This is a genomic window from Novibacillus thermophilus, assembly GCF_002005165.1.
In the GTDB taxonomy this organism is placed as follows: Bacteria; Bacillota; Bacilli; order Thermoactinomycetales; family Novibacillaceae; genus Novibacillus; species Novibacillus thermophilus.
Genome location: NZ_CP019699.1, coordinates 1,115,609 through 1,136,138, shown reverse-complemented (window position 1 = coordinate 1,136,138; position 20,530 = coordinate 1,115,609). Strand labels below are relative to the sequence as shown.

Annotated in this window: 19 protein-coding genes, 1 pseudogene and 1 other annotated feature; of the genes and pseudogenes, 3 read left to right on the top strand and 17 right to left on the bottom strand. The window is 50.0% G+C overall.

Translation table 11 applies throughout. The features are described 5' to 3' along the window. Positions 1 to 22: 22 nt before the first annotated feature. From grpE to lepA, 4 genes are all read right to left on the bottom strand, one after another. Entirely contained in the window at positions 23 to 634 is a 612-nt protein-coding gene (gene grpE, locus B0W44_RS05635; protein ID WP_228441555.1) for a nucleotide exchange factor GrpE, read from the bottom strand. A gap of 89 nt (positions 635 to 723) precedes the next feature. Next, complete coding sequence (gene hrcA, locus B0W44_RS05630; protein ID WP_335582657.1) at positions 724 to 1,785, bottom strand: heat-inducible transcriptional repressor HrcA; 1,062 nt, start codon at positions 1,783 to 1,785, stop codon at positions 724 to 726. Between the two features lie 85 nt (positions 1,786 to 1,870). Next, entirely contained in the window at positions 1,871 to 3,010 is a 1,140-nt protein-coding gene (gene hemW / locus B0W44_RS05625; RefSeq protein ID WP_077719159.1) for a radical SAM family heme chaperone HemW, read from the bottom strand. A 15-nt stretch (positions 3,011 to 3,025) separates the two neighbouring features. Then, positions 3,026 to 4,840: a translation elongation factor 4 gene (gene lepA, locus B0W44_RS05620; RefSeq protein WP_077719158.1), complete on the bottom strand. Its 1,815-nt coding sequence runs from the start codon at positions 4,838 to 4,840 to the stop codon at positions 3,026 to 3,028. Between the two features lie 209 nt (positions 4,841 to 5,049). Between lepA and B0W44_RS05615 the strand changes: the two genes are divergently transcribed. Further along, positions 5,050 to 5,982 (top strand): cytochrome c oxidase assembly protein, encoded by a 933-nt coding sequence (locus B0W44_RS05615; RefSeq protein WP_077719157.1) that lies wholly within the window; start codon positions 5,050 to 5,052, stop codon positions 5,980 to 5,982. On the opposite strand, the gene B0W44_RS05610 is transcribed toward B0W44_RS05615, so the two are convergent. From B0W44_RS05610 to B0W44_RS05600, 3 genes and pseudogenes are all read right to left on the bottom strand, one after another. After that, positions 5,936 to 6,469, bottom strand: a complete 534-nt coding sequence (locus B0W44_RS05610) for a chromate transporter (protein ID WP_077719156.1) — start codon at positions 6,467 to 6,469, stop codon at positions 5,936 to 5,938. The two genes, B0W44_RS05615 and B0W44_RS05610, sit on opposite strands and share 47 nt — an antisense overlap. Positions 6,470 to 6,497: 28 nt before the next feature. Next, positions 6,498 to 7,043 (bottom strand): chromate transporter, encoded by a 546-nt coding sequence (locus B0W44_RS05605; protein WP_335582656.1) that lies wholly within the window; start codon positions 7,041 to 7,043, stop codon positions 6,498 to 6,500. 8 nt (positions 7,044 to 7,051) lie between these two features. Next, positions 7,052 to 8,664: pseudogene (locus B0W44_RS05600) on the bottom strand (gamma-glutamyltransferase family protein). Between the two features lie 155 nt (positions 8,665 to 8,819). On the opposite strand from B0W44_RS05600, the gene B0W44_RS05595 reads away from it, so the two are divergent. After that, positions 8,820 to 9,269, top strand: coding sequence for an Lrp/AsnC family transcriptional regulator (locus B0W44_RS05595; protein WP_077719155.1), 450 nt, complete (start codon positions 8,820 to 8,822; stop codon positions 9,267 to 9,269). 6 nt (positions 9,270 to 9,275) lie between these two features. On the opposite strand, the gene B0W44_RS05590 is transcribed toward B0W44_RS05595, so the two are convergent. The 3 genes from B0W44_RS05590 to gpr all read right to left on the bottom strand — a co-directional run bounded on the left by B0W44_RS05590 (position 9,276) and on the right by gpr (position 11,969). Next, positions 9,276 to 9,641 (bottom strand): DUF3679 domain-containing protein, encoded by a 366-nt coding sequence (locus tag B0W44_RS05590; RefSeq protein ID WP_169835433.1) that lies wholly within the window; start codon positions 9,639 to 9,641, stop codon positions 9,276 to 9,278. Then, entirely contained in the window at positions 9,634 to 10,794 is a 1,161-nt protein-coding gene (spoIIP, locus tag B0W44_RS05585; RefSeq protein ID WP_077719153.1) for a stage II sporulation protein P, read from the bottom strand. The genes B0W44_RS05590 and spoIIP overlap by 8 nt, the downstream gene beginning before the upstream one ends. A gap of 77 nt (positions 10,795 to 10,871) precedes the next feature. Then, positions 10,872 to 11,969 (bottom strand): GPR endopeptidase, encoded by a 1,098-nt coding sequence (gene gpr, locus B0W44_RS05580; protein WP_077721270.1) that lies wholly within the window; start codon positions 11,967 to 11,969, stop codon positions 10,872 to 10,874. A 123-nt stretch (positions 11,970 to 12,092) separates the two neighbouring features. Continuing rightward, positions 12,093 to 12,311 (top strand) — a binding site (T-box leader). A 64-nt stretch (positions 12,312 to 12,375) separates the two neighbouring features. On the opposite strand from gpr, the gene trpS reads away from it, so the two are divergent. Next, positions 12,376 to 13,353 carry a tryptophan--tRNA ligase gene (trpS, locus tag B0W44_RS05575; RefSeq protein ID WP_077719152.1) on the top strand — a complete coding sequence of 326 codons (978 nt, stop codon included), beginning with the start codon at positions 12,376 to 12,378 and terminating at the stop codon, positions 13,351 to 13,353. Between the two features lie 35 nt (positions 13,354 to 13,388). Here trpS and rpsT read toward each other — a convergent pair whose 3' ends face one another. The 7 genes from rpsT to dat all read right to left on the bottom strand — a co-directional run bounded on the left by rpsT (position 13,389) and on the right by dat (position 20,512). Further along, positions 13,389 to 13,649 carry a 30S ribosomal protein S20 gene (rpsT, locus tag B0W44_RS05570; protein ID WP_077719151.1) on the bottom strand — a complete coding sequence of 87 codons (261 nt, stop codon included), beginning with the start codon at positions 13,647 to 13,649 and terminating at the stop codon, positions 13,389 to 13,391. Positions 13,650 to 13,833: 184 nt separating this feature from the next. Further along, positions 13,834 to 14,277, bottom strand: a complete 444-nt coding sequence (locus tag B0W44_RS05565; RefSeq protein ID WP_077719150.1) for a MarR family winged helix-turn-helix transcriptional regulator — start codon at positions 14,275 to 14,277, stop codon at positions 13,834 to 13,836. Positions 14,278 to 14,344: 67 nt separating this feature from the next. After that, positions 14,345 to 14,650, bottom strand: coding sequence for a luciferase domain-containing protein (locus B0W44_RS05560; RefSeq protein WP_077721269.1), 306 nt, complete (start codon positions 14,648 to 14,650; stop codon positions 14,345 to 14,347). 47 nt (positions 14,651 to 14,697) lie between these two features. Then, positions 14,698 to 16,035 (bottom strand): MFS transporter, encoded by a 1,338-nt coding sequence (locus tag B0W44_RS05555; RefSeq protein ID WP_418304088.1) that lies wholly within the window; start codon positions 16,033 to 16,035, stop codon positions 14,698 to 14,700. Positions 16,036 to 16,394: 359 nt separating this feature from the next. Then, positions 16,395 to 18,125: a sulfate adenylyltransferase gene (locus B0W44_RS05550; protein WP_228441553.1), complete on the bottom strand. Its 1,731-nt coding sequence runs from the start codon at positions 18,123 to 18,125 to the stop codon at positions 16,395 to 16,397. Positions 18,126 to 18,405: 280 nt separating this feature from the next. Continuing rightward, positions 18,406 to 19,434 carry a DNA polymerase III subunit delta gene (gene holA, locus B0W44_RS05545; protein ID WP_169835432.1) on the bottom strand — a complete coding sequence of 343 codons (1,029 nt, stop codon included), beginning with the start codon at positions 19,432 to 19,434 and terminating at the stop codon, positions 18,406 to 18,408. A gap of 229 nt (positions 19,435 to 19,663) precedes the next feature. Continuing rightward, complete coding sequence (gene dat, locus B0W44_RS05540) at positions 19,664 to 20,512, bottom strand: D-amino-acid transaminase (protein ID WP_149026939.1); 849 nt, start codon at positions 20,510 to 20,512, stop codon at positions 19,664 to 19,666. Positions 20,513 to 20,530 lie beyond the last annotated feature (18 nt).

Below are 20,530 nucleotides of genomic sequence, written 5' to 3'. Positions count from 1 at the left end.
ATCACTAAAACTACTTTTTCCGCTATTGACTGACTTTAACCATAGCAGGTCGGATGACGCGGTCTTTCAACAAATACCCTTTTTGCAGTTCTTCTACGACTGTTCCCGATTCATGCTCCTCACTTTCAACCGTCATGACCGCTTCGTGAAATTCGGGATTAAACGGTTCACCTACTGACGGGATCGACTCGAGCCCAAATTCTTTCAGTATATCAAACATTTGTTTGGTTACCATCTCCACACCTTGCCCGAGCCCATCTGACGACGCATTTTCGCTCCGGGCTGCATCCAGTGCCCGCTCCAAGTTATCCAGCGCAGGAAGTAGGGCTTTTACAACTGGCAGTGCCGCATACTTCGCCTGTTCTTCCTTTTCTTTACGTGTTCGCCGCCTGAAATTCTCCAAATCGGCCTGCACACGCAAGTAGCGGTCTTTCATCTCAGACAGTTCACGTTCTAACTTGGAGACGTGTTTTTCGAGTTCTTCCAAGCGCTCACGATGTGGTGTTTTATCCTCTTCCCGTTCAGGAGATGCACCACTTTCCGCTTCCGAAGGAGGGGCTTCTGATTGTCCGTCTTCTGCCTCATTTACTTCGTCAGCGCCGTTTTCCACATGTGCTGCTTCTTTATCTTCCACGTTCAATTCACCCCCTGTACAGTGTACGTGACACATCGACCTCATTTCAACCTTCAAGGTGAAGTTTGTACTTTATTCAATCCCGCGATTCACAACGAAGCATCGTACAGTCGGTCAATCAAGCGGGGAAAATCTTGGGACAAATAATCGATAAGGCCGATGAGCTTGCCGTAGTCCATGCGCGTAGGACCCAATATTCCGATGCTGCCCACGTATCGCCCTTGTATTGTAAACGTCGAGGTAATAATGCTGCAGTTGCTCACAGCTTCCAGTTCGTTTTCATTGCCAATCGTGACGCGGATGCCCGCTTTTTCTGAATCGAACAGTCGCCTCAACACGTCTTGATCTTCAAACAGATCAAATATTAGCTTTACCTTGCGCACATCGTGGAACTCGGGCTGATTCATCAAATTGGTAGCCCCGCCCATAAAAATGCGATCACGTTCATTCGCTTTCAAAATTTGATCCACAATGCGCATCAAGTCTTCGTATTGTTCCGTATGTTTCGACAGTTCTCTGAAGATTTCAGAGTACATCTTCTCCCGGACGTCGTTTAACGCCACGCCTGACAGTTTGTCGTTTAAGAGGTTGACCAGTTTTTCCAAGTCCTTTAACACAGTGGGATTCGTGACAGAAATGCCGCGCTTCTCCACGTGCCCCGTATCAGTGACCATAATCGCCACAGCTTTGTGGTCGGACAGCGGAACAATCTGCAGGTGTTTTAAAGTGCATTGATGCACTTCCGGACCGAGCACGATAGACGTATAATTCGTCAGCTGAGAGATAATCACGGCGATTTGTTGAAAGGCTTGTTCCAGTTCGTTAATCCTCTTTGTGAAGTACTGCCGGATCATATTAATATCTGCAAGGTCCAATGAGCGAGGTTGCACTAAATGGTCCACATAGTACCGGTATCCCTGATTTGTCGGGATGCGCCCAGCCGAAGCATGCGGCTGTTCCAAAAAGCCCATTTCTTCCAAGTCCGCCATCTCGTTACGCACCGTTGCAGCGCTGTACTGGATGTCACCGCGCTTGGAAATAGTTCGAGATCCGACTGGCTCTGCATTTCGCACAAAACTTTCTACAACGCTGGCCAAAATTTTTTGTTGACGTTCCGTCAACATGATCATCACCCACTTGTTAGCACTCAATCCATTCGAGTGCTAAACCTTTAACATAAACGTACCAAAGTACAGGACCAGTTGTCAATATTGACGCAATCTTAAGCCTCGTCGTTCACGAGATGAAACGGGCAAACACTTCATTTCCCCAGAGCAAGCCGCTCTCCGTCAACCGGACGGAACGTTCATCTTGCGTCAACCACCCCTTTTGTTCCAACTCTTTCATGTGGTCGCCGTAAACGTCCGCTAGCTGAACCCCGAAACGCTGCTCAAACCGCAAGGTGGAAACTCCTTCCCTCATTCTCAGTCCGAGAATGACCGTGTTCTCCATGTCTTCTTTCCGACTGACTTTGTACTGGTCTGCCCGGGGAAGGCGTTTTTCCTTCACCGCTTGGATATACGGTTTTAGCCCACGCACATTGGCAAAGCGAACGCCGTCGGTAAATCCGTGGGCGCCGACACCGAAGGCGTAGTACGGTTCATTCCGCCAATACGTTTGATTGTGACGACTTTCAAATCCGTCCAGGCTAAAATTACTGACCTCGTACTGTACGTACCCGCTTTCGGCCATTCGCTGGCGCACCAACTGGTACATCTCGTACTCTTCGTCGTCCGTGGGAAGACTCAATTGCCCCTTCTGCTGGAGCGAGTAAAAGAGGGTGTTTTCTTCGATTTTGAGAGCGTACGCCGAAACATGCTGTAAGCCTAAGCGGAGGGTTGCCTCGAGCGTGTCATCTAACACGTCGACCGTTTGTCCCGGCAAACCGTACATTAAATCCAGCGAGATGTTGTGAAAACCAGCCGATGTTGCAACGTCAATGCTTTCGATGACAGTTCGCGCATCGTGGTCCCGCCCGATCGCCTGTAACAGGCGATCGTCGAAAGACTGGGCTCCAAGGCTGAGGCGGTTGACACCTCCGTCGCGCATGACAGCCAGCTTTTCAAGGTCGACAGTTCCCGGGTTCGCTTCAACTGTAAATTCCAGGTCGTCTGACCGGTGCGGAAAATACTTCCCAACGATCGACAGCAACCGTTCCATTTGGGCAGCGGTTAAAACCGTCGGCGTGCCGCCGCCGACAAAAATAGTGTGCACTTCACCAGCAGGAGAGCCGTGCAAGGCGAGGTGCATTTCCGCCTCCAGGGCATCAAGGTACGCGTCGACAGGCTGCCCTTTCACTGTGTATGTCGCAAAGTCACAGTAATGGCACATTTTCATACAAAACGGAATATGCACGTAAACCGATCTCGGCTGCATCGCCACCACTCTTCCCTATTTTTTCTCATCGATTTGGAGCACAGCCATAAACGCCTCTTGCGGAATCTCTACGTTGCCGACAGCTTTCATCCGCTTTTTGCCCTCTTTTTGTTTTTCCAGCAGTTTCCGTTTGCGGGTGATGTCTCCGCCGTAGCACTTGGACAGAACATTTTTGCGCAACGCCCGTATCGTTTCTCTGGCGATAATTTTGTTTCCGATCGCAGCTTGAACAGGAATTTCGAACTGTTGCCGCGGGATGAGTTCTTTCAGTTTTTCGACTAACGCCCGGCCCCGGTAATACGCCTTGTCCCGGTGAATAATCGTGGACAGTGCGTCTACCACTTCTCCGTTAAGCAAAATATCCATTTTAACTAACTTCGACGGTCGATATCCGATTAATTCGTAATCAAACGACGCATATCCCCGCGTCCTGGATTTCAACTGGTCAAAGAAGTCGAAGACGATTTCCGATAGCGGCAATTCGTACACGATATTCACGCGCGTTTCATCTATATACTGCATGTCGAGAAAGTGGCCGCGCTTTTCTTGCGCCAATTCCATGACAGGTCCGACGAAGTCGCTCGGTACCATGATGGACGCCTTCACATACGGCTCTTCTACAGACTCGATTTCTTGTACAGGCGGCAAGTTGGTCGGATTTTCGACGTGGAGCACGTCTTGATTTGTTTTCGTCACGCGATACACGACGCTCGGAGCTGTCGTAATCAGCGGTATACCGTATTCCCGCTCAAGCCGTTCCTGAACGATCTCCATGTGCAGAAGGCCGAGGAAACCACAGCGAAAACCGAACCCGAGGGCTGTGGACGTTTCTGGTTCAAAGCGAAGGGAGGCATCGTTTAGCGCCAATCTTTCCAACGCGTCACGCAAATCGTTAAAATCGTCGCTGTTCACTGGATACAGTCCGCAAAACACCATCGGGTTAATTTTTCGATAACCGGGAAGCGGCTCGTCTGCTTCCCGTTCGGCGTCCGTTACCGTATCCCCGACACGCGTGTCGCCGACATTTTTAATACCGGCTACGACGTACCCGACATCGCCGACCGACAGTTCTTCTACTTCAACCGGGTGCGGCGCAAAGATGCCGACCTCATCCACTTCAAACACTTTTCCGGTCGCCATCATTTTAATTTTCATGCCTTTTTTAATGGAACCGTCGACGACGCGAATGTGTGTAATGACGCCGCGGTACGCGTCGTAAACGGAATCAAAGATGAGAGCTTTTAGCGGCGCCTTCGAATTTCCGCTCGGCGGGGGAACTTTATGTACAATCTGTTCCAGGATGTCTTCAGTGCCTATGCCTTCTTTTGCTGAAGCCAGAACAGCGTCCCGGGCGTCTAACCCGACGACATCCTCGATTTCCTGCCTGACCCGTTCCGGCTCTGCACTGGGCAAATCAATTTTGTTAATGACAGGAATGATTTCCAGATCTGACTCCAGAGCCAAGTAGACGTTAGCCAGCGTCTGCGCCTCAATCCCCTGGGCCGCGTCGACTACGAGGAGCGCTCCTTCACAAGCTGCCAGGCTGCGGGACACTTCGTAGCTAAAGTCGACGTGACCAGGTGTATCAATGAGGTTCAGTTGGTACACTTTCCCGTTCTTCGCCTTATAGTTCAAGCGGACCGTTTGCATTTTAATTGTAATGCCTCGTTCCCGCTCAAGGTCCATCTGATCGAGAAACTGTTCCGACATTTCCCGCTCTGTCAACGCCCCCGTGTACTCCAAAAGTCGATCCGCCAAGGTCGACTTTCCGTGATCGATGTGGGCGATAATAGAAAAGTTGCGTATGTTGTGCTGCCTCTTCTCGTCCATGTCGAACCTCCCGCTGCTCCGTTCCAACCAGTAACAGCTATATATTATACCAGTCCGGTCAGACGCCATCAATTGCACTCGGCCGGCCGTATACCCCGTTCCACGAGGGCCGCACACGAAATGGCCTTTTGCAACATCTGGTGATAAATCCAGACCCCCAACGTAATTATGTAGGGATGACAATGTACGCTTGAAAGGCGGGGACAGAGATGTTACTGGACATTTTGAGATTCGAAGGGCAGTTGGTGTGGAACGTGCCACTGCTCGTCGCTCTGCTGTGTACAGCCGCTCTGTACGTCTATCTCGTCAAGTGCTGGACGAATGTGGGCTTTTTTCAAAGGCAGTCCTTTCCCTTTCTCCTCGGGTTAGGCTTACTGTACTTAACGGCGGGCAGCCCGTTGTCATCCGTCAGTCACCTCACGTTTAGTTCGCACATGATTCACATGAGTGTCCTTTACTTTATCGTGCCTCCCTTAATTTTAGCAGGGATTCCCCGCCCATTACGTCAACACTTGGGAAAAACGGCCAGGACAGTCGGCGCCCCTTTTTTTCCAAAACGCCTGCAGAATGGGACGGATGGGCAGGGGCGTTGTCGGGGCGTACACACGTCAACCTTTGCCCTGGGCTCATTTTCCGTTCTGTTCTTGTGCTATCACATACCGTTCGTCTTAACCCTTCTCATCCAACACCCCCCGCTTCACCGGTGGTATCTCGTGTCCATGTTCGCCTTGGCTTTTCCCATGTGGAACCCGGTGGCGGCACCAGATCCAGCAGCACCCTTGGGCAAAAGGGAGAAAAAGCGGTACGCCATTCTGAGCGGACTGATCTTGATGCCGGCCTGCCTCCTCCTTATCGCAGGCGCCTTGATGGGCGGTTTGAACAACCCTTACCTTTCACAGCTGACAACTGAACTTTGCCTGCCTCCACAACAAACACACCCAAGCTCTCTTCTTCCTTTTCCGTGGAGCAGGGAACTGGACCAGCTCATGGGGGGAGTGCTCATGTTGGGCATGCACAAGTTCAGCCTCATGTTGACGTACCGCATCGGAAACAAAAATACGAGCTGTCGACATCGATCACTTATCACTCACCCTCTCACCCTCCTAAAAAGACAGCGCCGTACCCTAAAGCGCCGACGATGACAAAGGCCGGATGAACTTTCTTTCGCTCCAACAAGTAAAAACTCATGATCAGTAAAACGAGTGTGTGCACCCAGCCTATATCCGTGTACGCGCTGTAAAAAAAATCGTAAGCCATCCAGCCTAGAAGGATGGCGATCGTCGGACGAATCCACAACGACATCCGCTGTACTTTCGGCGAGTCTTTAAAACGGTGGAGAATCTGCAAGAAGGCGATCATGATCATAAGGGACGGCGCTACTGTGGCAAACAACGCGACGACTGCTCCCAACAGGCCGGCCTGCTCAAACCCGATGTAACCTGCCATCTTGGTTGCAATGGGGCCCGGCAGCGCGTTTCCCAAAGCTAAAACTTCTCCGAACTCTTCAGTGTTCATCCAACCGTAACGGTTGACGACTTCACGTTGCACAAGGGGAATCGTCGCCGGTCCGCCGCCGTAACCGAGAATATTGGCAATAAAAAAAGCGGAAAAAATGTGCCAGTAAATCATCTGTTAGACTCCTCGCTCGTTGGATGACTTATTTCTCTTTATCAGGTTGAACGATGGCCAACAGCAGTAACCCTGCGATGAGTGCGCCCGGGTGAACACGCAACACTGTCAGGGCGACAAAACTTGCCAGCAAGAGGATGACAGTATTTCTCAAGCCTAGTCCGCCAGTACGGGCTTTATTAAAAAAGTCGAAGGCGAGCATGGCCAGCATGACCCCGACGACAGGCGTCACTCCCTTCGTCGCCCCCGCGACCCACGTCAGGTCCTTAAACGAGGTAAAAACCGTCAACAGTACCACCATCAAACACACCGTCGGCAACACTGTCGCGAACGTTGCCGTCACAGCGCCGAAAACACCTGCCACGCGGTACCCGATGTAACCTGCCATTTTGGTCGCAATCGGGCCGGGCAAGGTGTTTCCCAGTGCCAGAATGTCCCCGAATTCTTCGTCATTGAGCCATCTGTACCTGCCAACGGCTTCTTTTTGCACGAGGGGGATAGAAGAGGGGCCCCCGCCGTATCCCAAGATCCCGACGCGAAAAAAAGCTAAAAACAAGTGCCAGTGTTTCATCATCACGCCATTCACCACACGGCTGCCGTTCCGTCTGTGCGCGCTTCGCTTCCTCCGACGAGAACTCCGGACGACGCATCTCTCCATATGATTTGTCCCCGGCCAAATCCTGTCGCATCTAAGGCAACTTTTACGTCGTGTCCTTTTGCAGCAAGAGACAAAGCCAGATGGTGCGGAAAAGCCGGTTCCACTTCTACCCTCTTCCCTCCTACCCACTTCCATCTGGGGGCGTTGAGAGCCGCTTGCGGATTCAAATGAAAGTCGATCGTATTCATGACCACTTGGACGTGTCCCTGGGGCTGCATGAAACCGCCCATCACCCCAAAGGGGCCGACTGGCTCACTCCCCTTGCTGAGAAACCCAGGAATAATCGTATGGTACGGTCGCTTTCCGGGCTCAAGCCGGTTGACGTGGTTTACGTCCAGCAAAAAATTCCGTCCGCGGTTGTGCAGACTGATTCCCGTATCCGGCACGACTAATCCAGACCCGAATCCTTCGTAATTGCTTTGAATGAAGGACACCATATTTCCCTCCGCATCCGCCGTCGCCACATACACGGTACCACCGCTTAACGGCTTCCCGGGTAGCGGTTCCAAAGCCGATTCGCCTATCTGTTTTCTCCTTTCCTCAGCGTACGCGTCAGATAGCAAGTCGTCGACAGAAACGGCCATTTTGCCGGGCTCTGTAATATGCGTTTGGCCGTCGGCAAATGCGAGCTTGATCGCCTCAATTTGCTTATGGAACGTATCGAGGGTGTCCCGGTCTGCAAAATCAAACCCTTTTAATATGTTGAGCGCCATTAACGCCACTAGTCCCTGTCCGTTGGGCGGCATTTCCCACACGTCGTAACCGCGGTAGCGGATGTGAATCGGCTCCACCCACTCCGGAGTGTAACGCTCCAAGTCTTCGGCCCTTAAAAACCCGCCATGTTGCCGGAAAAACCGGTCGATTCTCTCCGCCAACTCTCCGCGGTAAAACGAGTCCCCTCGTGTGTCCGCGATGGACTGCAACGTTTCTGCGTGTCGGGGAGAACGCCACATGTCACCGATGTGCGGACATTCTCCCCCGGGAGTAAACGTGTCAAACCAGTGGGAAAATTCTTCCCCCCGCAGTTTTTTTCGGAACACATCTGCCGCACGGCGCCACATGTCCCCAGAACAGGGGAGATCGGGTAGCCCTCTACGGCGTACTGAATCGCCGGTTTTAACAACTTAGAAAAGGGCAGTTTGCCAAACCGCTCGGACAGCGCCGCCCACGCCGCCGGGGCGCCGGGAACGTTTACCGGTAACACCCCGTAACTGGGCATGGCGTCGTACCCTCTCTGTTTCACTTTGTCAATCGTGATATTTTGCGGTGCGGGGCCGCTCGCATTGAGACCGTAGAGTTTGCCGCCGGTCCACACGAGGGCAAAAGCATCCCCTCCGATCCCGTTGGACACAGGTTCCACAACTGTTAAACAGGCAGCCGTGGCAATGGCGGCGTCAATCGCATTGCCCCCCTGTTTCAACATATCCAGACCGGCCTGGGCGGCAAGGGGCTGGGAAGTGGCCACCATCCCTTTTTTCGCGTAAACAGGCATTATCGCCATCGGATAAGGTTGGAACAAAGGATCAAGGTGCCGCATGCGTTTCTCCCCCCCGGTAGTTTTCTTATCATTATGTACAAAATTGGACATAATGACTTTCATTAATAAAGAACTTTAAATATAATACTTTCTATATGTTCAATTATGTCGTATGATACGGTTAGCTGTCAAATCACTGACAAGGATGTGAAAGAATGAAGCTCGACGATATCGACCGCAAAATCATTGAACTGCTTGTGGAGAATGGGCGTCTGTCGTACGTGGAGTTGGGGAAACGCGTCAACTTGTCGCGCGTAGCGGTGCGCGACCGTGTGGACCAGTTGATGGAGAGGGGGGTGATCGAGAAATTTACGGCAGTGATCAACTCCGAAAAAGTTGGGAAACAGGTGTCAGCGTTCTTCGAGGTTGACGTTGAACCGAAACAGTTGGTCGAAGTCGCTCAAAACTTAGCGAACAACCCCAACGTGGCGAGCATTTACCAAATGACGGGGCCGAGTACGCTACACATGCACGTGCTCGTGGAGGACTTCGGAAAGCTGGAAACTTTCATTAACGAGGAATTGTATTCGGTGCAGGGCATTACGCGGGTGGAAAGCCACGTCCTGCTCAGGCGGTTTAAAAGTCGCAGCGGTTTAAAACTGTAACACGCCCTACGACGTCAATTTGTCTACAATTTCGGAGATTCTCTCCAAAATTTTGCGTGCTCCCCACTCCAACGCTTCCCCGGCCTTGTTTCCAAGGTGTGCGAGGACATTCTTGCTCTCTTCAACGCGTTCCTCGCTGATCGGCTGCACTGTTTCGTACTCTTCGCCTAAGACGGAGATCTCCATCGTTCCTTCTTCAGGGATAGACACTTCAAATACCTTCCCCGCCCCTTCTGCCCCTTGTATTTCCTGCATGTTGTGTTCTGCCCGGTCGATCCCGATGAACACGCCGATCAACAAGGCTAGGCAGAGGATCGACAGTTGGATCATCCAGCGCATGACGTCTTTCCTCCCGTTAAATTTTTCATTCATCTGCCGAGGCATCCACGGGTTCGGCCTCCCAGTATATTTCGGCAAACGCTTTAGCCAGTGCTCTCGCCGTGCGGTTCAATTGCTCAAACGTGTTCTCTACACCGCCGATCTCAATGAGGAGGGCCCGGGGAGAAATGTCTTGGTTGTACACGCCGTTCACCCCCTCTCCTTTCGGTGAATAAATGCCGCGGGACAATCCTGGATACATCTCTTGCAACGTGTCGTGAAACTTTTTCGCCAACTTGTAGTTTTTTTCATAGTTTTTGTTTTCTTTGCCGATCACGAACATCACGCGGGCATACTCTTGTCCGTCAATTTCAATTGACGTTTTATCCAATGGCTGTGCATCGCGGTGAATATCAAAGAAGTACTGTAAATTATCATCTCTGGCCATCGCTGCCTGCACCGTTTTTCCCGATTCGGAGTACGCTGTCGTCCGGTCTTCATAGCTTTTGTCCGAAACTTCCGCCCCAATTCCCACTTTCTCCAACTCTTCCGCTAACTTCTTCCCTACTTTCGTTATGTTTTCTTCTGGATGAAAGGCGAGATTTTTATCGTCTGTTTTTAAGTGGGGCAAAAACGATTCATTCCAGTGTGTGTGGTAAATAAAGACGCGTTTTTTTCCATCCGTCGTCTGTTCAGGTGCATCAGACGCCTTTTGTTCCCCTTCTTCAGGCTTGTCCTCTTTCTCAGCACCTTGTTTCACCTCTGGCGGCTCCATGTCCGGTGGAGGGGGAGGAGATTCCACCGGCGCATCGGTATAGTCGATCCCGTCGCCCTTTACGAGAAAGTCGCCATCAAACAACTCGAATCCCGGCAGTTCTCTGCCGAGAAAACTGCGCGGATCCTCCGGGTTGATGCTCGTCGTCATTTGGAACAGTATGCCGGAAACCGAAACGGGTTCGGAAGCTTGTACACTTGAGGACAAAAAGGGGACTTCTTGTCCCACGACACTTAACAGTGTTCCGACCGTTAATCCAGACGTCCACTTGCGCCATTCAGAGCCCGGACTCGCTTCGCGCTCTGCCTGGAACATGGCGATCACTCCGGTAAACACGAACATGATGGCCGTTCCTAAACACAACATGACAAATGTGCGGCGCATGGCAGGGCCGGTCACATTTAACGTTACGACTCGAAACGTCCGGCGCATCAAGGCTCATCCTCTCTCGAGCTTGTCTATCTCACCTATATGAAAAGACGAGAGAGAGTAGAACCGCTGTCCATCAATTAATGGGTGTACGCCTCCACGTTTTTTAAGTTGACCGATTGATGCAAGGCGCTGTTCAACCCGTTGGCCAACAGATTCCCTATGTCTTCGATGAAGGCATCGACTTCTTTCGGCGTAACGATTAAATTTTGTCCAAGGGGGCTGAGCACTTCGTGGATGAGCCGGCGTTTTTCTTCGTCGTTTAACGTTCCGATCATCCCCATCATTTTCGAACGCGTTTCTTCCGGCACGTCTTGAGACTGCAACTCTTTTACATTCGGACGGTTGAACGGATCGAGGGGGTTACTCGGTTTCTCTTGGGTCATCTCCCGGTTGACATTCGCCAATACGAAGTCGATCGTGTCGTGGGCGATGGTCGCCGCATCCACAACCGTAGGTACGCCGATGGCGATAACGGGAACGCCTATCGTTTCTTTGGTCAAGGCTTTGCGCTTATTCCCGATGCCAGAGCCAGGGTGAATGCCCGTGTCAGCAACCTGGATGGTCGTGTTGACCCGTTGCAACGCCCTAGACGCAAGAGAGTCAATGGCAATGACCACATCTGGATGTGTACGTTCGACGATGCCAAACACGATTTCACTCGTTTCGATGCCCGTCGTCCCGAGAACCCCTGGAGACACGGCACTCACGGGCCGGTACCCGTCTTCTACCTGATCAGGCATTAGCTCAAACAAGTGACGCGTGACGAGGAGGTTGTTCACGACAGAAGGTCCTAACGCATCAGCGGTCACACGCTGGTTGCCGAGACCGATTATGAGTATTTTGGCGCTGTCATCAATATGTATCAGCTTCAGATAGCGTTCAAACTGCTCGGCAAACTTAGCCGCCACGCGGTTTTGCAAATTGGAGTCCTTACTCCTGAGACCCGGTGCTTCAAGCGTTAAATACGTTCCGGGCTGCTTTCCGAGCTCCTCGCCGCCTTGATCGTCCTCGACCGTAATCCAGCTGACAGTAATGCCGTCTTCTTCAGTTTCATCAATGTGCACACCGGGAATGTCACGCTTGTCACCATGCTTTTGTGCCGCCATTTCGTGTGCTTCCAGTGCTAAATCCGTTCGAACGGTATACTGACTGAGATCCAATTGACCGTTTGGCATCACACAGCCCCCCTGTATGCCCATATTGGCTACTCCTATTTATTCCAAACATGCCGTCCCTTTATTCAGTCACGGTTGACAACAGGGGGAGGACAAAGTAAACTAAGATGCAACCTGAATACGGAAAATGCGTCGAACGGATGGAAGTACTGCGGGATTCAGCCGCGTGAAGAGAGCCGGCGGAAGCTGGGAAGCCGGTCCGGCCCCCGCGGGAACTGGGATTCGGGAGCATTCCTTTCCCGTGTGTGACACAGGAGAGGGACGGCGGACGCCGTTATGAGTGAGGGCGTTTCCAACGAAACGAACGAGGGTGGTACCGCGAGCAACTTTCTCGTCCCTTGGATGGACGGGAAAGTTTTTTTGTCCATACCGAAACGCACAGTACACGATCAAGGAGTGGTGAGACATGAAACGCGTTTTTTCGGGTGTGCAACCATCTGGACGCATCCACCTCGGTAACTACATCGGGGCCTTGCAGCGCTTTAAACAGTTCCAAGAGGAGAACGAAGCGTTTTACTGTGTCGTCAACCTCCACGCCATGACCGTTCCCCACGATCCTCAAGAACTGCGGGAAAAGACGTTGGAATTGGCGGCTCTGTACCTGGCCATCGGGCTCGACCCGAAGAAATCGGTTCTGTTTGTCCAATCTGATGTCCCGGCCCACGCGGAACTCGCTTGGATGTTGCAATGTGTCACATACATGGGAGAAGCCAACCGGATGACCCAGTTTAAAGAAAAAAGCGAAGGGAAGGACTCTGTGTCAGTCGGTCTGTTCACCTACCCTGTATTAATGGCGGCCGACATCTTGCTCTACCAAACTGACTATGTCCCCGTCGGCGAAGACCAGAAACAACACCTCGAACTGACCCGCGATCTGGCCAACCGCTTCAACCAGCGCTTCGGGGAAACGTTTAAAGTGCCGGAGCCGAAAATCGAAAAAGTCGGCGCCCGCATTATGGCCCTCGACAACCCGACGAAAAAGATGAGCAAAAGTGCAAAAACAGAGTGGAACAACATCGCAGTTCTGGATCCCCCTTCTGTCATCCAGAAGAAATTGATGCGGGCGGTGACAGATTCGGAGAACGAGATACGGTATGATCCCGAACGCAAGCCAGGCGTGAGCAATTTGCTGACGATTTACAGTTTACTCGCGGGGAAGTCGATCAAAGAGCTGGAACGCATGTACAGGGGTGAAGGGTACGGCCGTCTGAAAAAAGACCTCGTCGACGTCGTCGTGGGCGAATTCGAACCGATCCAAAAACGGTATGAGGACATTCGCAACAGCGGCGAAGTGGAAGCCATTCTGGCGGAAGGCGCGGAGAGGGCAAAGGAAATTGCGCATCAGACACTGCAAGATGTAAAAGAGAAGATGGGATTGTCCTGAGCCAAAATAAAAGCGACCCACCGCGGGTCGTTTTTTTATGCGTTGTGTATCTTTTTCGCCAGGCGAGACTTTTGGCGTCGAGCTGCATTTTTGTGCAACAGGCCTTTCGTCACGGCTTTGTCCAGCTTTTTCTGCACTTGGCTGTAGGCCGCCTGCGCTTCCTCGCTGCTCGCGTTGGCAACAGTTTGTTCAAATTTTTTGATCGCTGTACGGAGAGCCGACTTTTGCGAAGCTCTTAACGCACGGCGCTTCTCGCTCGTCTTCGCCCGTTTCACGGCGGATTTAATGTTCGGCATCCATTTCACCTCCCGGATTGTTCAATGCGCTCAAAGAACAACACGAATAGTCTATCACGCTCCTCAAGCATTTGCAAGATGCCATAAAAGCCATAAAACAATTGTCAAGCGCCAGTGAACATACAGCGTCTGTTCCATTCAGCGTCACACTTTGATGGTGCACGGCGAACGAAAAATAGACGTGTCAGTCTTTGATGCTGTCATTTCGATTTGTTTCGATGAGTGCATTTCTGGACATGTGTTTGATTTTTTTAACCATTTCTTCTGTCTCTTCATCTGTAAGTCCCTCGGAAATGGTTTGTGTCCAGTAGGTTAACTTTGATTTTATAAATTTTTTCATTTCCATTCCTTTGCTCGTAAGGGTTACAAGATTGCTCCTGCTGTCGTTTGGGTCGCGCTTTCGATTCACGTAGCCCAGCTGTTCCAGTCTGCGCATTGCCCGTGCCGTGGCAGCTTTGTCGATAAACAAACTTGCGGAAAGCTTTTCTTGTGATACGCCGTCTTCTTCATAAAGGTTCACGAGAAAAATATACTCTGAGGAGTTAATGTCGTAGTCCCTCAGTTCCCTGTTTAAATAAATTTGGAATTGACGGTGCAGCACCGATATCCATTTCGCAATACTTTCCACTTGTTTTACCCCTCAATCCATGTTGCCTGCGACTGGAAAGCATTTTATCATATAAAGTGTTGACATGTCAGCTGTTCTCCAGTAAATATTCGTACTTCGCTCGAAGAGCTTCTACGGCATTGGCTGCATCCTCTTCTGATCTCAAATAGATTGAGACCCAGCTGGAAGATGGATATATGTGGTGGGGATGAACACGTCCTGACGCAATGAATGGGTCGCGAAGCGACCTTGGCATCAGGATATCGACCAGAACATTTCCATGCAGATGTCCGATTTCCTTTCCTTTATAGAGGAAGGCGACCCCGCCAAACCGGTGAGGTTTAAGGGTTACATTTGGCCACTTCAAAAGTTGTTCAGTAATGATCTGGTTCATCGTTGTCACGTAGGTTCACCTCCTTACAACGCCTCTTTCATTTCCCATCAGTTGTTTGATAGTTCGGCTGAATACCTTGAATTCCTGGGGTGGAGATACGCGCGATACATCAACAATATCGCTAAATGTAACACAGCAAGCGTAAGGTAAATATTGCTGAAAAGACCGCCTTGTTGAGCGACGTGCAATGGATTCCAGTGGAAGGATGCCCCCTGTTCCGCGATCATCCCATAGATTCCTGCCGCCATTCCTTGGGCAATAAAATTGACCATAGAAAAAAATCCCATCCCTACACCGATCTGCTCTTTGGATAACGTTCTTGAGATGGAATTGGACATCGCAATTTGAATGAAAGACTGGCCGACATTTCCGAAAATCAAGAAGAAAGGGATCAAAAACGGCGAAGCCCCGGTAAAGGTGGACAGTAAGACAAAACACGTCATTAAACAACTTGAAGCAACGGAGAACAAATAACGGTTGCCTTTCCGATCCGCCAGTTTGCCACCCTTTCTCCCGAGTATGGCAGCGGTGACCGCCGCAGGAACCATGGCAAAACCGATCCAACTGGAACTGAGACGATACACGTCTGACAGCAAAATCGGCGTTAAAAAATATAAAGATATCCCCATGCTGCTAATGGTGAAGGACATGAACAGCGCGACGGCATACTGTTTGTTTCGAAACAACTGTGGCTGGACAAATGCTTCTTTTACAGCGCGGATTCGCACAATGAAAAGAATTAAAGTGATGAACCCAAAGGGAAGATAGGACCAGACTTGATTCGTCACCCCGAGTAACAGCAGGGAAATAGATGCAGCGAGCAAGCCGCCGCCAAGCCAATCGAATAGTGTGGGCGAATCTTTTTTCGGTTCATGTTCCAAATATTGACGATATAGCGGAAGCAACAGCAATAACAGTAAAGAGGGGAGAAATAGCCATCTCCAGTTCGCAAAGCTGACGACAAGCGCAGAAACGACAGGTGCCAAAGCGCCCCCAAGTGCGACACCGACAGCAGTCATGCTCAAGGCAGTTCCTCTCTTTCCAGGTGTGAAATATCTCACCGGAATGATCAATGCGATTGCCGGTACAGCCGCAGCCCCTACAGATTGCAAACACCTGCCAAGCAGTGCAACCCAAAAAGTCTGAGAAATGAATCCAATCAGCGAACCCGCTGCAAACACAGACAGTCCGAATGTCAGCAGACTTTTCAATTGAATTCGATCGGAAAGCTTGCCATACGTCACTGTTCCAAACGCATAAATAAGCGTATATGCGGATGACAGCCAACTCACTTGCGCCAGGGTCAGATTGAACTCCTCACTAATTTCTGGAATGACCACATTAAACGTGAGGGCGTTGAGCGATGACAGCGTGACCGTGAACATCATCAGGCGCATTAAGATAACACCTTTTTCCTCTCGTGACAGATTGTGAATCATGGGATACTCCTTTCCACTTTTCAAATCTAAGCCGCTCTTATAGTTGACTAATCAACTTCATACGCATTGTATTACAATATCGTTGACTTGTCAACAGTATGGCGATAAAAAATGCACTGTCAATCTCAACTTTCACTCGTGTGATAGAACCTTGAATCCGGCGATCAATAACGTTGATACGTTTCCGTTCTTTTCTGCTCACTTACAGGTTCTATCCTATATTTGCTTTACAGAAATGACAGTGTCACAGCATCCCGTTTAAAGGACTTGCTGCTCTACGAGCGGCAAGTCCTTAATATTAAATCTTACGGTTTTACACTTTCTTTCTTTTTGGCTGGTTCATCGCTGCCTCTGTAACGCGCGTACGGCAACGGATTCCACGTCCGGTACTCTAAATCTTCATTGCGAAGTGTCGACGGAATTTCATCGAGAATCTTTTTCGCCGCTGCGAGCTCCCGTTGCGCTTCTTCCTTGTCTTGGTACATGAATTCATCTGAGGCAACGGCAGGCGCTTGTTTCACTTTTTCTTCCAAATCCTCTACGACCATTTTTTGTTGGGATCTCATGGCATCGCGGGCCTGCTTCCTCCATTCTGGATGCAAGTCGCGATTCGTATCTCCAATCGAGCTGAATTCGTCAAACACATCACGGTAGACTCGATCAGCATTGTGTCGGACATCCATCACCACAGCTTCCAAGTCACGGATGTTAAGCTCTTCAGGCTTTAACGGAACATCGCGCTTCGGACCGCCGAGTCTCGTTCTTTCCAGATAGAAGGGGAAGGTTCCTTTAATAATTTTTCCAACAGGGGAGATCGATTGTCTGTTTTCGTCAACACCTTTAGGCTGAATTCCCTGCATGGCGATGCGAGCAGACTCTGGCCGTACGATCTCTTTTGGCGGTAAAATGCCGTGGCGGAGCATTTCCCGAATATTGGTTCCCGAGATGTTAATTCTCAGACTGTCATCGTGGCGGCACGTTTGCACGGTCGCCAGACTGTCACAGCGCAGGCAGTAAAACACTTCATGGAACAGTCGAATGTCGATGCCCATTTCTTCCGGGGTGAATTCATCAAATATGGAATGGCTGGCGTACTTGTCGTAATAATCACCAATACCCGCATGGTCCCGGCCGATGAGTGCATGGGTGCAACCGTAATTTTTCATGATCAGCGCATGCAACACGGCTTCGCGAGGACCGGCAAAAATGTACGTCACCCGTAGAGGAGAGAGAATGGCCCTCTCTTTCGGATAATACGTCTCAAGTACACTTCGATAAGCCAGCATGCGAAATTCGTGGCGGGTGTATTCGCGCTTCGCCATTTCTACGAGAGGCTGAAGCAGTAAACCGTCAATTTCTTCGAGGGCATTTCTGTGAATATATTCATGTCCCCGGTGCAGTGGGTTCGCCCCCGTAATAAACCCGGCGACGGAACGAAATTTCTTTTCTTCGTAAAATAGACGCCACGTATCTTTCGGCTCCATGCGCAGTTTTTCAAAAGGGCCCCAATGCGCTCGGCGCAACAGTTTTAACGGTCCACCCAGCGCATACTCTCCCATGCGTCTGTAAATTGAATCGACACCGGGGTGATTGCGATCGTTCGTCCCAAAGAGATGGCGGGCGCGTTCTTCTTTATCATAGGCAAAAATATCTTCAATTTTAAGGATGGCAACGGGCTCCTTCGTCTCATCGGCAAGGGCCACTTCGTCTCCGACCGCCAGCGATTGAATGACTTCTTGATTGCGCTTTCCTATTGGAGCAAAACTTAATGGTACAGGCCAAATGAGGCCGTTACTCAGGCGGCCGTTTTGAAGGACGGACTTATAGTCCGATTCATTCATAAAACCTTCATTTGGGGATAGGACACCGGTTGTAATCATTTCGATGGTGATCACCGCTTCTAAATCAACGACGATCATAGGCAACTCTTTGGCTCTGGCCAGTTCCTCGTCCCTTTCCCTCCCGGTTAAAACTCTGTTCACGAGCTTGCCGCCGTGAGGCTGCTGAGGGTAATGGGCAAACATTGCTTCGTCCACTGTATTCTCCTCCCAGTGTATAGTCGTAAAAGCGCGTTTAACAATGATTCTTTGAAAGGAATAATATGCGTTGATTCCCTCTCGAAAAGTACGGGGAGCGCTTTCAAACTTAGTAATTTACAAGTGAAATTGAAAGTCTTCTAGGAAGAAGACAAGCTAAAACTTATCCCTCCTTTTTCTTCTAAGAAGCGATGTGTTCTTTTCGATCTTAACATGATTAGCTTAGTTAGAAAAGGAGTATTCCTGTAATGGAGAAAATTTGAAACTACAGATGAGGCCGTTAAGCCTTCACCCAACGGTTCACACGCATGATGTACCACTCCACGGCGAGCGTTTTGTCTTTGTAGCCTGACTTAATGGCGTAATCCGCGTGATTCGCTTCCAGCAACAACGCCCTCAGTGCTTGCTCGGAAAACAACTTTCCCTGCTGGGAAGCGATTTTAACCGGGTAAGGGTGCAACCCGAGCATCGAGGCCACTTGTTTTTGCGAAAATCCCCGTGAGGAGAGCTCTTTCACTTGCAACATGATCCGAAACTGCCTGGCGATGAGAGACAGTATTTTCAGCGGCTCTTCCCGCTTTTTTAGCAAATCGTAAAATACCCCGAGGGCCCCTTCAATATCTGTTCTTCCGATGCAATCGACCAGCTTAAAAATGTCTTCTTCCAGTGAACGCGGCACGATGTCGTCTATGTGCCGTGAAGTCACCACCCCTCCTTCGCCCACATATGTCGCCAGCTTGATGCATTCCTGATAGATGAGCCGCAATTCAGTTCCAACGAGTTGAATCAGCCTTTCTACCGCATCTGCTTCAATACGGGCCCCAAACTGCGACACTTTGCGTTTGATCCACGCCCTTAGCTCCCCCCTCTCCAGCGGGGTGAATCGGACGACAGTCGCCCATTTTTTTAGCTGCTTTACCACTTTTTTTCGTTCGTCCAGCTTAGCGTGCGGAACCGTAAGGACGACGATCGAACTGTCGAGGGGGGATTGGGCGTATGCCAGAAGGGCGTCCACATCGTGCTTCACTTCAGCCCTCCCTGTCGAACCTGTGAGAAACCAGGCGTTACGGCCGACGACGAGGCGCTTCTCTCCGATAAACGGCAACGTCTCCGCCTCCTGCACCAATGATTCCACCGGTACCTGTTCCAAGTCGAGAGCGCTGTAGTTGTATGTGTCATCCGCATCACGCAAGGCGTGTGTTTTCATGTGGGCGATCATTTCCTCCATCAGAAACGTCTCCGTGCCGCACAGCACGTAAAAAGGGCGCCATTTTCCCTGTTGAATTTGTTTCGCGATCTCCCTATACAAGGACCGTTCCCCCAATCGGCAATGCGTTCGATACATCCCATTCTATCAAACTTTGGTTGAATTGACCTTATCCTGAAGTTCCACGTGCGCGTCAAGGCTTAATAGGCAGAGACGTCACTGAAGGCGGTGTTTTTTTAGGTTTTTGTGAGATCTCCATGTCTATTTGTACGGAATACTTATCTGCTTGCCGACCTTATTCGCTTGCATGCTCACACACGTTGCCGTACTCCTATGTCTGCGTGGCTGGTTGAATGAGGGATTGAAACTTGTGTAGTATTTTTTTTGTAACATTTCCAGGTTTGCCTGTTCCAATGGGTTGATTATTAACCTTTACGACCGGTATAATGTCTAATTTCGTTGCCGTTATAAACACTTCGTCGGCCTGTAGTAAAGTGTCAACTGTAAAAGTTTCCTCATTCACTTTGAGGTTTAATTCCTCACACAATTGAATGACCTTTTTTCTGGTTATGCCGTTTAAAATAAAATTGTTTGCCGGATGAGTAAACAATTCTTCATTTTTTACAATAAATACGTTTGAAGAACTGGCTTCAGTCACAATATTTTTTCTGTGCATAATAGCTTCAAAAGCGCTATTTTCCACCGCTTTTTGCTTAGACAAAACGTTTGGAAGCAGATTAAGTGTTTTAATATCACATCTCAACCACCGAATATCCTCTGTAAGAATTGCGGAAACACCGTTTTTCTCTAAGTCAGTCATTCGCTTCAGCGATCGAACGTAAGCAATCGTGACGGGTGACACCGTTTCGTCCGGAAATGTGTGCCATCTAGGGGCAACTCCACGGGTAATCTGTAAATAAATTATTCCTTCTTCCAAGTTATTAATCAGCACTAATTCCCTTAGCTTATTTTTTAAATCATTTATTATTAAAGGGATTTTTAACTGAATTTCATCTGCGCTACGTTTTAAACGCTCCATATGCTCGTCTAACATAAACATCTTGCCGCCATATACACCAATGACTTCATAAACTCCGTCTCCAAATTGATATCCTCGATCCTCTATATCGATGACGTTTTCTCTTTCAATGATTCGATCGTTAAACAGTATTTTATTCACAATACATTCCCCTTTAAA